Origin of the sequence: Staphylococcus sp. EG-SA-14, assembly GCF_017151935.1 — a bacterium.
GTDB lineage: Bacteria > Bacillota > Bacilli > Staphylococcales > Staphylococcaceae > Staphylococcus > Staphylococcus aureus.
Window position 1 is genome coordinate 25,955 of record NZ_JACVZM010000024.1, and the last position, 13,585, is coordinate 39,539.

Genomic DNA, 13,585 nt, shown 5'->3' on the forward strand with positions numbered 1-13,585 from the left:
GATGAAAATAGATGGGAAGTTCAATTGTTTTAAAGTTACTAAAAGTAACACACTACTATAGGAATAAACAGAATAAGAAATGGTATTTACCTTTTGGATATGATGCTGAAGATATCGATTTAAACAATATTAGTTTACATATTTATCAAGGAGAAGCATTAGGTATAATTGGTGAACCTGAATCTTCCAAAGCGTTGGTAGGTCAATTGTTGGCAGGTGCAATTAAACCTGATAAAGGTAAAGTAGTTTGTACTGAAGATTTGTTCTACGGATATATTGAAGATCAATCGTTAATTCATCAAACTGTTGAAGCTTATACAGCGCAGTTAGTTCAACTATTTCCATATGAAATTAATGATCATAAAGCTGAACAGATTATTCAATATGCACATTTAGGCGATTATAAAACGAAGCCGGTTAACCATATATCGAAAGCGGCATACGCTCAATTACTATTAAGTATTGCACGCTCATCAAAATCAAATATTATTATTTTAAATCATGTTATTGACTATTTAACACCACAATTTATGGAACGTGCGATTGAATTAACAAATGATTATATTGAAAATAATTTAACGATTGTGTCAATTGGTGATGATATTGATAAAATTTCACAAGTGAGTAACTACATAGCTTGGTTTTCACATGGTCAATTAAGAATGGAAGGGTCACTTAAACAAGTTATTCCATCTTTTAAAGAACATGAACGTGATCGATTAAGTCTAAACTCAAAAGAAGAAATTGAAAACTTTGATTTAGATTGGAAAAAGAATCGTACAAGAATACCAGAGATGACCTATAATTTCAAACGTGTTGAGCGCTATAATCATGCAAAACCGCCTAAGTTTTTAGTGCGTTTTTGGACTTTAGCCTCAGGTACCATTTTAGGCTTAGCATTGATGATGTTGCTCATTTTCAATAATATAGGAATTATTTCGATAACAGATTTTACGAATCGTGCTACGATGCAAAATGAAAATAAAGATCCATATGGCGAAAAGTTAGCTTATGGAATTGCTTTTAATGGCAGTGTGGATATGCAAGGGGATAAACAAGTCACAATTCCAAAATATAGTGTAGTTACAATTACTGGCGAAAATAGTAAAAATTATCGTGTTACCGCCGATAATAAGACTTACTATGTTAGTAAAGATAAATTAGAATATTTTAACCCGGCAGGTTTATATCAAACGCATAGTTTTAAAAAATTAGCACCATATATGAAATCAAATTATAGTAATTACTATGCATACTTTAATAGTCAATTACATAAAAAGCATAGTTCAGTTATAAAAACTTTAGTTCCTGATGATGATAACCGTTTCGTTGCATCCGTTACACAACAACCGATACAATTACTTTTCAATGATAATAATCAGTTATACGGTTTTGTTTATCCAATTGTAGATAAAAAAGAATTAAAAGATAAGTTTAATATTAACAATAACATTTGGATTACTAAAGTTGGGAATGGATATTGTATTGCCAATTTGAAAGAAGACAAATGGATTTATATTGAATTGTAGGTGTAAAGATGCTAGATAATATTATTTTATATTTTAAAAACTTACCGCATACTAAAAGGTATGTAACAGAACGTTTAAAACAAAGTTGGAAAAGTTTTCTAATCGTATTAGCTGCATGTTTAATACTTATTATTGCAAGTGAAACGCTATTTTCCTTTAGTCATTTGACCGATGTTAAAGAGGTGCGATGGTTATTTAGAATTATTGCATTGATTGTTTTTGCGGTATTGATGTTCACAATTTATATCTCTTATCATCATTATATGAATGACTTTTTAGTGACTAAGTTATTTAATATTTCCGCAGCGACGCCAGTAGTTATTATGTCTATTTTAAGTTTTATTATGCTAGTCATTTTGACGATGATAAGTGCATTGGTTAAACCAGTAAACTTCGAAACATCATATATAGCGCTATTCTATTTTATTGTGATGGCAACTATTTTTGTAGGATTAATATCCGTTACTTTTGGTCTTATTCGACTGTTAACCGAAAAAATAAATATCATATTTTATGGGATTTGTGTATTGTGTTTCTTATTGTTACCAATTATTTTCATACCAAATCCAAATCATGTATTTATCAATCACATCCTAATGCTGAATCCAATATATTACATTGTTAATGGTATAGCACAATCTATCATATTTGGTATATCAAGTATGGAAAACATTCCATATCATTTTTACTTTATTTTATTCTTATGTTTAATAGCTGCAGTAAATTTCGTATTAGCAAGGTATACGACACACGCAATTTATAATAAAACATCTAAAGTGACACAAACTGATAATCAACAAGATTTTTCAAATGATAGTACAGACGAGGCGGATACTTCTTCATGATGTTTAGCTGACCTGTTGTGTAAATTAATCTGTGAGAATCAGAAACAATTAGAATATCATCTAGATATTGTTTTCCTATACTGATTTTGATATTTCGAGTCATTAAAGGTAGTTTGTTAGCGACAATATAAATTTTAGGTTTTGTAAAAGCATTCATAGTTTTACATTAAAAAACCGGACAGAGTAAAAATCGTTTTGATTTTCATTCTGCCCGGTTGTTCATTTTTTATAGATTAACTTTAGTGAATAATAACTTGAAATTATTTAGCATACAGTTTACGTTGTAACTTATCTTCTGTAAATACCCAGCCAATATAAGAGTGGTCTATGACATTATCATTTGTTACATGTGCAATTGCCACAAATGAATAATGATCATTTTTTAAATAACGCAAATCAATCAAACGAATTTCAGTAGAACCATCTGCTAACGTTGTTGTTTGCCAACGATAGATTGATGAAAAGTCATTTTTTATAGATTAACTTTAGTGAATAATAACTTGAAATTATTTAGCATACAGTTTACGTTGTAACTTATCTTCTGTAAATACCCAGCCAATATAAGAGTGGTCTATGACATTATCATTTGTTACATGTGCAATTGCCACAAATGAATAATGATCATTTTTTAAATAACGCAAATCAATCAAACGAATTTCAGTAGAACCATCTGCTAACGTTGTTGTTTGCCAACGATAGATTGATGAAAAGTTTAAAAAAGTACGTATATCTTTATTACCTTTGACTTTCCATAAAATGGAGTCTGTTGATAATGTTTGACGTTCCACTTTATCACTAAACACCACATTCCTACCATATGCTTTTCCAACATAGTCATGTGCATCAGTTTGTATCGCGACACGCCATTCCATAAATTTTATTGTTGGCGCAACAAATACTTTAACAGGGTGATGCTCTTGTTGAATTGCTTTTAAAGCTTGTTGCTTAATTACGGCTCTCATTTTAAAACGAATCATGTAATAAATGATTAGTAAAGCGATTATAGGAAAGAAGACTGCAAATGGATGCAAGCCTATAACCCATAATACAATACCAATACAAAGAACTGTGAAAATAATAGGGTCAAATGTGTTAATCACACTTAATTGAATCCATTTGTTTGTGATAGGTCTAAGCGCTTGTGTACCATAAGAATTGAATATATCTACAAAGACATGTAAAAATACTGCGAGCTGAGCCCACATCCATACATGAAATGGGTTGGTTCCACTAAAGAACGTGAATATTAAAAATGTAATTAAAATTGGCCATAGTATTGTGAAAGGGATGGAATGCGTGATACCTCTATGATGCGAAATATATGTTGCATTGTCCTTTAATTTAAGAACAGTATCCCCATCAGGAATTAATGAACCAACGATAAGGGTTGTAGCTGTTGCACCAAACGTAGAAGCCATTGCTGGATCTTGAGTTGCAAGTGCTGTAAGGCCCACCCCAATTGCGATATGTGTTGCAGTGTCCATATCAGTTCACTCATTTCATAATATTATATATACTATTATAATCCAATTTCGCAAATAACTAAATTAACTTACATACTAACCATGATTTTAATGTACAATAAAAACATTATGAGTAAAGACAATTAATTTTGGTGAGGAAAGGGTTTTATAAATGTATCAGCAGTCTAGTTTTAAAGAAAATTTGATACACTGGTTTGATGAAAATCAAAGAGAAATGCCATGGCGACAAACGACCAATCCGTACTATATTTGGTTAAGTGAGGTCATGTTACAACAGACACAAGTTAAAACAGTTATTGACTATTATCATCGTTTTGTTGAACGATTTCCAACTGTGGAAGTTTTGAGTCAAGCTTCGGAAGATGAAGTGTTAAAGTATTGGGAAGGCTTAGGATATTATAGTAGAGCTCGAAATTTTCATACGGCGATTAAAGAAGTTCATGATAAATATGAAGGCTTAGTTCCCAAAGATCCTGATCAATTTAAAGCGTTAAAAGGTGTTGGCCCATACACACAAGCTGCAGTAATGAGCATTGCATATAATGTACCACTAGCAACTGTAGACGGAAATGTTTTTCGAGTATGGTCTAGATTGAATGATGACTATCGAGATATTAAATTACAATCGACGAGGAAATCGTACGAACAAGAATTATTACCGTATGTTACTACAGAAGCTGGAACGTTTAATCAAGCTATGATGGAATTAGGGGCGTTAATTTGTACACCAAAAAATCCATTATGCTTATTTTGTCCAGTTCAAGAAAACTGTGAGGCATTTGATAAAGGTACATTTGAAAAGTTACCTGTTAAATCTAAAAATGTAAGTAAAAAAGTAATTGAGCAATCCGTCTTTTTAATTAGAAATAATCAAGGTCAATATCTGTTGCAAAAGCGTAGCGAAAAATTATTGCATGGTATGTGGCAATTTCCTATGTTTGAAAGTGAGCATGCTAGACGTAAAATGACTGAAAAAATCGGTCATGACATTCAACCAGTAGAAACACCTATTTTTGAGTTGAAGCATCAATTTACTCATTTAACATGGAAGATTAAAGTATACGCCGTTTCAGGAGCAATTAACATTGAAACATTACCAGATGACATGATTTGGTTTAATTTAAGTGATCGAGACCAATATACATTCCCTGTACCTATGTCAAAGATTTATCAATTTATAAATGGGTAACATTCGATGATTGGTAATATTATCGGAAAACATAGTGACATTAATTTTAAAAATGTATAAATGATATCTTTAAATCTCATAGGATAACAATGTCAAAAAGTTAAAGTGTTGATTTATAAAAGTGATGATTTTATATACTTTAAATGGGACATGTAAATCTCTGTTGTAGTACTTAGCAATATTACCTAGTTTAATTATTAAGTAGTAAAATCTTATTTCGTAAAAATATGTATTTATATAATACTATTTCTGAAATATGCTATAATTTATAATGGTTAAATTAACAGAAGGTGGTGTGGAGTATGGTCAGAGAATCCATACCTAAAGAAGGGGAAAACATTAAAATTCAGAGTTATAAACATGATGGTAAGATTCATCGCGTTTGGTCTGAAACAACAATATTAAAGGGTACTGATCATGTTGTCATTGGTGGCAATGATCATACGTTAGTAACTGAAAGTGACGGAAGAACTTGGATAACACGTGAACCGGCAATTGTTTACTTTCACTCAGAATATTGGTTTAATGTTATCTGCATGTTTAGAGAAGATGGAATTTATTACTATTGCAATTTGTCATCACCATTTGTTTGTGATGAAGAGGCATTAAAATATATAGACTATGATTTAGATATTAAAGTATATCCAAACGGAAAGTATCATTTATTAGATGAAGATGAATATGAGCAACATATGAATCAAATGAATTATCCGCATGATATTGATATTATTTTAAGACGCAACGTGGACATTCTTCAACAATGGATAGAACAGAAGAAGGGCCCATTCGCGCCAGATTTTATCAAAGTTTGGAAAGAACGTTACAAAAAAATTAGACAGTATTAAGCAAATAAAGTGTAAATACTGATTAAATCATTTATATTGACTTAGTGATGTAAAGAAGTATGATAACTTTTGCTGTCGTGTGGGGACACAGTATCCATAGATTAAATTGAATAGAATATAACATACGAATAAGACAACGTATTTAATCACATGAATATGACAGAGGTTGAGATATCTTAATTTTAAAAATGTAAATTGTAAGAAGAATTTACATCTACAAATTATGTATCCAACCTCTATTCATTTTTATGCTTATGAATAGGATAGGGCAATAGATTAGGGGGGATTGTATGATTAAACGATATTTGCAATTTGTTAAGCCATACAAATATCGTATTTTTGCAACGATTATTGTTGGAATAATTAAGTTTGGTATACCAATGCTTATACCACTTTTAATTAAATATGCAATAGATGGCGTGATTAATAACCACGCATTAACGACTGATGAAAAAGTTCATCATTTAACTATTGCCATTGGTATCGCATTATTTATTTTTGTAATAGTGAGACCACCAATTGAATTTATACGTCAATATTTGGCGCAATGGACAAGTAATAAAATATTGTATGATATACGTAAAAAGTTATATAACCATTTACAAGCTTTAAGTGCGAGATTTTATGCTAATAATCAAGTAGGTCAAGTAATATCTAGAGTGATTAATGATGTTGAACAAACAAAAGATTTCATTTTAACCGGGTTAATGAATATTTGGTTAGATTGTATAACAATTATTATTGCACTATCCATAATGTTCTTTTTAGATGTGAAATTGACTTTAGCAGCACTGTTTATCTTCCCATTTTACATTTTAACGGTGTACGTTTTCTTTGGAAGATTAAGAAAATTGACACGTGAAAGATCTCAAGCATTAGCTGAGGTTCAAGGATTCTTGCATGAACGTGTTCAAGGTATTTCAGTCGTTAAAAGTTTTGCGATTGAAGACAATGAAGCGAAAAACTTTGATAAAAAGAATACTAATTTCTTAACACGTGCGTTGAAACATACAAGATGGAATGCCTATTCCTTTGCCGCAATTAATACAGTTACAGATATTGGACCAATTATTGTCATCGGTGTTGGTGCATATCTTGCTATTTCTGGATCAATCACAGTAGGTACACTTGCAGCATTTGTTGGATACTTAGAGTTATTGTTCGGGCCTTTACGTCGTTTAGTCGCATCATTTACAACTTTAACGCAAAGTTTTGCTTCAATGGACCGTGTATTCCAATTAATTGATGAAGATTATGACATCAAAAATGGTGTTGGTGCTCAACCTATTGAAATTAAACAAGGTCGTATTGATATTGATCATGTTAGTTTTCAATATAACGATAACGAAGCTCCAATTTTAAAAGATATTAATTTGAGTATTGAAAAAGGAGAAACAGTTGCTTTCGTAGGTATGAGTGGTGGTGGTAAATCAACATTAATTAACTTAATACCGAGATTTTACGATGTAACTTCTGGGCAAATTTTAATAGATGGTCACAACATTAAAGATTTTTTAACGGGAAGTTTAAGAAATCAAATAGGATTGGTGCAACAGGATAATATTTTATTCTCTGATACAGTTAAGGAAAATATTTTACTTGGTCGTCCAACAGCAACAGATGAAGAAGTAGTTGAAGCGGCGAAAATGGCTAATGCACATGACTTTATTATGAACTTGCCACAGGGATATGACACTGAAGTAGGTGAACGAGGTGTTAAATTATCAGGTGGTCAAAAACAAAGATTATCGATTGCTAGAATATTTTTAAATAATCCGCCAATTCTTATTTTGGATGAAGCAACAAGTGCACTTGATTTAGAAAGTGAATCCATTATTCAAGAAGCATTAGATGTGTTGAGTAAAGATCGAACGACACTTATCGTAGCGCATCGCTTGTCCACTATTACACATGCTGACAAAATTGTCGTAATTGAAAATGGACATATTGTTGAAACAGGTACGCATCGTGAATTGATTGCAAAACAAGGTGCTTACGAGCATTTATATAGCATTCAAAACTTATAAAGTATTAGTTGTTTGACTTCAGTACAATCTTGAAGAGAAAATTTGTAACAGGATGGTGGGGTCATAACATAAGAAAAAGCAGTAAGAGATTTTCTTAATTGAAAATAATCTTACTGCTTTTTTAAATTTAATTTCGAGATTCAATATTACTTTATCTCATTGTGGAATTAATTATAGGAATTTTTTTAATGTTATAAATCAAAGTCTTCTTCAACAATTTCAATGTCTGCATCAGATCTATGATATGTGAAAAAGCTAATTCTTATGCGGTCTAAATGCTCTAAATGGTGTCGATACTCTTCGATGGCTGCAACAATTTGCATAACATTGGCAAACGAATATTCCGTTTGATAAGGATGATTTATTAACTCATGCTGAAATGTAGACAATAAATTTTTTTTCTGCGGATTATCTAACTCATAATCAACATGTGTCACATTATAACGTGCTTTTTTAGAAAGGCTAGCTAAAATTTGCTCGTGAAAAGCAGTTAATGAATCTAAATCTAATTTGATTTGTAATAGGAAATTGTTATTAAGTAAATATAAGTCGTTTTGATAACGCGACAATTTGTTTAATACTTCATAAGCTTGTCTAGTCGTCTGAACTACTTCTCTGAAAAGTATTTTCTTTCTATTCTGTTGGTGAATATGTTTTTTTGTAATAGGACGTTCTTCGCTATAGTAATCATAAATTTTCTCTAACTTTTCGACACGTTGTTTTAAATTATGACTATCTTGTTTAATATTATTAAACTCCGTCGTATCATTTAATACTAATTTAAACCACATAAAAATATCTGAGGATATATTTAATGAATTATAGTAAATTTTTGTTTCAAATTTAGGTGGTAGAAACACAAAGTTAACTAGAGATGAACTTATGACACCAATCATTACAAGTACAAACCTGTAAAAGGCGGTAATATAGAAAGAACCGGTATGTTGTCCCATAATGATTAATGCTGTTACACTCGCCAAAGTAGCAACATGTGCTAAATTAAATTTAAATAAAATAGCAATAAGTACTATGACGGTAACACCCATAATGATAAAATTATCACTAAAAATTGTTACCATTGTAACAGAAAGTATGGCACCTATAATGTTACCTAATGCCTGATCAGAAACTGTTTTAAATGAACGATAAATACTAGGTTGCATTGCAACAACAGCACTGACACCAGCTAAGGCTTTCAGACCAACATCATCCGGTAGTAAAGAAGCGATAGACATAGCTAAAATAATGGCTATACCAGTTTTAAAAATCCGAGCTCCTAGTCTCAAAAATAATGACGCCCCTTTTAAGTTTATTGAATATCTAATATTCGTATTCATTACTGTTATACACTTACTAGTTACAAAATTCAAGCTTATTTATAGTTGTTAAAATAAATCATACATAATACTGATAGCGATGTAAAACTTTAGTCAGAGATTAAAAGAGTATAAATTTGTAAAATAAAAACTCACATAGTGACATATCAAGTTAAACGTTAATAGTTAACGATATAAAATGAATCTACTATGTGAGCATTTGTTTTATTTTAATTCAATTAAAAATATACTTCCTTAAAAGTTATTTCATTTGACTAAAAGCATAGTCTGCAGCTTTTAAAGTTTGTTGAATATCTTCTTCTGTATGTTCAGTTGTTAAGAACCAAGCTTCAAACTTAGAAGGTGCTAAATTGATACCTTGATTTAACATTAATTTGAAAAATTTACCGAACGCTTCGCCGTCAGAATGTTCAACTTGATCATAATGTGTGACTTTTTCATCTGTAAAGTACAATGTTAAAGATCCATAAATACGATTAATTGTAGCTGTGATATTATGTTTTTCGATTAATTTAAGTAAACCTTCTTCTAGTTGTTGGCCTAAGCTGTCTAATTTTTCATAAACACCGTCTTGTTCTAGTACTTCGAGTAATGCAATACCTGCTTTCATAGATAACGGGTTACCAGCCATTGTACCAGCTTGATATGCAGGTCCTAGAGGTGCTACTTGTTCCATAATATCTTGACGTCCACCATAGCCTCCAATTGGTAAACCACCGCCAACAATTTTACCAAATGCAGTTAAATCAGGGATAACACCTAATAAATCTTGAGCGGCACCGTAATGGAAACGGAATGCAGTAATTACTTCATCATAAATCACTAGTGTCCCATTGTTATGCGAAATTTCATTAACCTCTTCTAAAAATCCAGGTTGAGGCATTACCATTCCAAAGTTACCAACAATTGGTTCTACTAATACTGCGGCAATTTCATCACCCCAAAATTCAATTGCTTCTTTATAGGCGTTAATATCATTGAAAGGTACAGTAATGACTTCACGTGCGACGCTTTCTGGAACACCAGCTGAGTCTGGAGAACCGAGCTGAGATGGGCCGCTACCTGCTGCAACCAATACTAAATCAGAATGGCCATGATAAGATCCAGCAAATTTTATAATTTTATTTCTTTTAGTATATGCACGTGCAACACGAATTGTTGTCATGACTGCTTCTGTTCCAGAATTTACAAAGCGAATTTTCTCAAGAGATGGAATTGCATCACGTAATTTTTTGCTGAATTCAATTTCTAATTCAGTCGGTGTACCAAATAAAACACCTTTAGCAGCTTGTTCTTGAATTGCTTTAGTAATATGAGGATGTGCATGCCCCGTAATAATTGGACCGTATGCTTGAAGGTAATCAATAAATTTATTGCCATCGACATCATATAAATATGCACCGTGTCCTTCTTTCATAACAACAGGTGCACCGCCTCCTACAGCTTTATAAGAACGAGAAGGGGAATTGACACCGCCTAGAATATATTCGTTTGAAAGTTGTTGTAAACGTTCACTTTCACTAAAATTCATTTATATCAACCTCTTTTAATTTAATATTTTCATCTAATATCGTATCATAAAATTATTATAATGAAGAAAAAGGTGATTATATGTTGCAAAAAGGAGAACAATTTCCAATATTTAAATTAGAAAATCAAGACGGAACTGTCATTACAAATGATACATTAAAAGGTAAAAAGGCGATTATATATTTTTATCCTAGAGATAATACACCTACTTGTACCACAGAAGCTTGTGACTTTAGAGACAATTTAGAAATGTTCAATGATTTAGATGTTGCAGTATATGGTATAAGCGGTGATTCAAAGAAAAAACACCAAAATTTTATTGAGAAACACGGATTGAATTTCGATTTATTAGTAGATGAAGATTTTAAATTAGCTAAAGAAACTGGCGTATATCAGTTAAAAAAATCATTTGGCAAAGAAAGTATGGGCATTGTAAGAACGACTTTTATAATAGATGAACAAGGTAAAGTATTAGATGTTATCGAGAAGGTTAAGGTTAAAACACAAATAGAAGAACTTAAAAACATTTTGGGGTGACATATATGAAAGTTGTTGGGTTAAATCGTATGCGTGAAGTTGAAACTGAATTACAACAACGCTTTTCAGATTTAGATTTTAAATTTTATAAAAAAGCATCAGAAATACCTGAGAGCGACTTGGCTGATTTAGATATATTAGTTGGTTATGATGGCGGTATCAATGAGGCATTTTTACGACGTTGCCCGAATTTAAAATGGATTGCATGGTTTGCAACGGGTGTAAATACATTGCCGTTAGATTATATTGCAGATCACGGCATACTTTTAACTAATGGAAAAGGTGTTCAAGCTAAACAATTATCTGAATACATTTTAGCTTTCATTTTAGATGATTATAAAAAGATGAAACTATCATATGATAACCAACGACAACATATATATGATTCGAAAATAACTGGTAAACGCCTATCAGGACAAACAGTTTTATTTTTAGGTACAGGTGCAATTGCTACTAGAACTGCGAAGTTAGCAAAGGCTTTTAATATGAATTTAATTGGTCTGAGCAAGTCAGGTCAGAACAAAGATGAGTTTGACGAGATATATACTATCGAATCACTTGAAAGCACATTACCAAATGCTGACATTATTATAAATGCTTTACCAGAAACGCAAGAAACGATTCATTTACTAAAGAAAAAACATTTTGAATTAATGAAAGATGAAGCACTTTTTATAAATATAGGACGAGGTAGCATAGTTAAAGAAGCGCTCTTAATAGAAGTATTAAAAAGTAAAGTTATTCGACATGCATATTTAGATGTGTTTGAAAATGAACCTTTGAAACCTAATCATGAATTATATGAATTGGATAATGTAACTATAACAGCGCATATAACTGGTAATGATTATGAAGCAAAGTATGACTTATTAGATATTTTTAAAAACAATCTAGTTAATTTTCTCAATAAGAATGGTCTAATTGAGAATGAAGTTGATGCTAAAAAAGGCTATTAAATGAAATCATCATGTAAATATTGACACGCGCGCAATACTACAGTTATATTTATAGTAAGTAATAATAATTATTATATAAGAAAGATGGTGATATAGATGAGTGTTGAAATAGAATCAATTGAACATGAACTAGAAGAATCAATTGCATCATTGCGACAAGCAGGCGTAAGAATTACACCTCAAAGACAAGCAATATTACGTTATTTAATTTCTTCACATACTCATCCAACAGCTGATGAAATTTATCAAGCACTTTCACCTGATTTTCCAAATATAAGTGTTGCGACAATATATAATAACTTAAGAGTGTTTAAAGATATTGGAATTGTAAAAGAATTAACATATGGAGACTCATCAAGTCGATTCGACTTTAATACACATAATCATTATCATATTATATGTGAACAATGTGGTAAGATTGTTGATTTTCAATATCCACAGTTAAATGAAATTGAAAGATTAGCTCAGCATATGACTGACTTTGACGTAACACATCATCGAATGGAAATTTATGGAGTTTGTAAAGAATGCCAAGATAAATAATTTAACTTTGGTAGTATGACAAATTAAAAAAGCGTTAGCTTACTTCATATAAGTAAGCGTAATATTTAAGAAGTTAAACGACATGAAAGTTGTTTAACTTTTTTTTATGCTTATTCTGAAAAATATTTAAATTGAAGAAAAGAATATTCTAACTACGGAAGTGGTATTAACTAATAACTAGTATCCTTTATAAATAAACATAAAAATATTCAAACGAAGGTCTACTAAATAACTATCCATAAAGTGAGTATAAGTTTGTTTGTAAAACTGAAGTAAAAAGCATAAGGAATTACACTTTAAATACATATAGTACTTACGAATAGAAAATAATCCCTTCAACAGTAATTTTTAAACAAAAATAAGTGTTGTTTTATGTTGACTCTACTAGAATAACTTGATATTATATAAAAGTCGTCAAACGGCACTAATATTTAAAAAACAAATGTTTTAAGTTGTTGATTTAAAATATTAATAAAGTGTAAATTTGACTATTGAAATTCGAACAAATACATAATAAAATAATATTTGTTGAATTAATTGAGTTAGGAAATTTATTTTTTAGAAATAAAATAATTAAAAATAATTCTTGACTTACAAAAACTTACGAGTTATAATTAAATCTTGTAAGTGACAAACGAACATTGAAAACTGAATGACAATATGTCAACGTTAATTCCAAAAACGTAACTATAAGTTACAAACATTATTTAGTATTTATGAGCTAATCAAACATCATAATTTTTATGGAGAGTTTGATCCTGGC

The 13,585-nt window shown here is 30.8% G+C and carries 11 protein-coding genes and 2 pseudogenes; 9 read left to right on the forward strand and 4 right to left on the reverse strand.

Going from position 1 to position 13,585, the window contains the following annotated elements; all coding sequences use genetic code 11:
• The first annotated feature begins 11 nt into the window (after positions 1 to 11).
• Complete coding sequence (locus tag IDG63_RS12300; protein WP_000535834.1) at positions 12 to 1,529, forward strand: ABC transporter ATP-binding protein; 1,518 nt, start codon at positions 12 to 14, stop codon at positions 1,527 to 1,529.
• A gap of 8 nt (positions 1,530 to 1,537) precedes the next feature.
• Positions 1,538 to 2,374 (forward strand): hypothetical protein, encoded by an 837-nt coding sequence (locus tag IDG63_RS12305; protein WP_000886456.1) that lies wholly within the window; start codon positions 1,538 to 1,540, stop codon positions 2,372 to 2,374.
• Positions 2,375 to 2,634: 260 nt separating this feature from the next.
• Here the strand turns inward: IDG63_RS12305 and IDG63_RS12310 are convergent.
• Positions 2,635 to 2,841: pseudogene (locus IDG63_RS12310) on the reverse strand (metal-dependent hydrolase); the annotation flags it as partial.
• A gap of 39 nt (positions 2,842 to 2,880) precedes the next feature.
• Positions 2,881 to 3,858, reverse strand: coding sequence for a metal-dependent hydrolase (locus IDG63_RS12315; RefSeq protein ID WP_000379098.1), 978 nt, complete (start codon positions 3,856 to 3,858; stop codon positions 2,881 to 2,883).
• A gap of 151 nt (positions 3,859 to 4,009) precedes the next feature.
• Between IDG63_RS12315 and mutY the strand changes: the two genes are divergently transcribed.
• From mutY to IDG63_RS12335, 4 genes and pseudogenes are all read left to right on the forward strand, one after another.
• Entirely contained in the window at positions 4,010 to 5,047 is a 1,038-nt protein-coding gene (mutY, locus tag IDG63_RS12320; protein ID WP_000284753.1) for an A/G-specific adenine glycosylase, read from the forward strand.
• A gap of 302 nt (positions 5,048 to 5,349) precedes the next feature.
• On the forward strand, positions 5,350 to 5,892 hold the full coding sequence (ntdP, locus tag IDG63_RS12325; protein ID WP_000251253.1) for a nucleoside tri-diphosphate phosphatase: 543 nt from the start codon (positions 5,350 to 5,352) through the stop codon (positions 5,890 to 5,892).
• Positions 5,893 to 6,182: 290 nt separating this feature from the next.
• Positions 6,183 to 7,919 carry an SAV1866 family putative multidrug efflux ABC transporter gene (locus IDG63_RS12330; RefSeq protein WP_000597238.1) on the forward strand — a complete coding sequence of 579 codons (1,737 nt, stop codon included), beginning with the start codon at positions 6,183 to 6,185 and terminating at the stop codon, positions 7,917 to 7,919.
• Between the two features lie 8 nt (positions 7,920 to 7,927).
• Positions 7,928 to 8,021, forward strand: a pseudogene (locus IDG63_RS12335) (hypothetical protein).
• An 89-nt stretch (positions 8,022 to 8,110) separates the two neighbouring features.
• Here IDG63_RS12335 and IDG63_RS12340 read toward each other — a convergent pair.
• Positions 8,111 to 9,205 carry an FUSC family protein gene (locus tag IDG63_RS12340; protein ID WP_001817633.1) on the reverse strand — a complete coding sequence of 365 codons (1,095 nt, stop codon included), beginning with the start codon at positions 9,203 to 9,205 and terminating at the stop codon, positions 8,111 to 8,113.
• Positions 9,206 to 9,497: 292 nt separating this feature from the next.
• Positions 9,498 to 10,787 carry a glutamate-1-semialdehyde 2,1-aminomutase gene (locus IDG63_RS12345; protein ID WP_001011599.1) on the reverse strand — a complete coding sequence of 430 codons (1,290 nt, stop codon included), beginning with the start codon at positions 10,785 to 10,787 and terminating at the stop codon, positions 9,498 to 9,500.
• An 80-nt stretch (positions 10,788 to 10,867) separates the two neighbouring features.
• Between IDG63_RS12345 and bcp the strand changes: the two genes are divergently transcribed.
• The 3 genes from bcp to perR all read left to right on the forward strand — a co-directional run bounded on the left by bcp (position 10,868) and on the right by perR (position 12,822).
• Positions 10,868 to 11,323 (forward strand): thioredoxin-dependent thiol peroxidase, encoded by a 456-nt coding sequence (gene bcp / locus IDG63_RS12350; protein WP_000939521.1) that lies wholly within the window; start codon positions 10,868 to 10,870, stop codon positions 11,321 to 11,323.
• Between the two features lie 5 nt (positions 11,324 to 11,328).
• Positions 11,329 to 12,279: a phosphoglycerate dehydrogenase gene (locus tag IDG63_RS12355; RefSeq protein WP_000869455.1), complete on the forward strand. Its 951-nt coding sequence runs from the start codon at positions 11,329 to 11,331 to the stop codon at positions 12,277 to 12,279.
• 96 nt (positions 12,280 to 12,375) lie between these two features.
• Positions 12,376 to 12,822 carry a peroxide-responsive transcriptional repressor PerR gene (perR, locus tag IDG63_RS12360; protein WP_000110011.1) on the forward strand — a complete coding sequence of 149 codons (447 nt, stop codon included), beginning with the start codon at positions 12,376 to 12,378 and terminating at the stop codon, positions 12,820 to 12,822.
• The last annotated feature ends 763 nt before the right edge of the window (positions 12,823 to 13,585 follow it).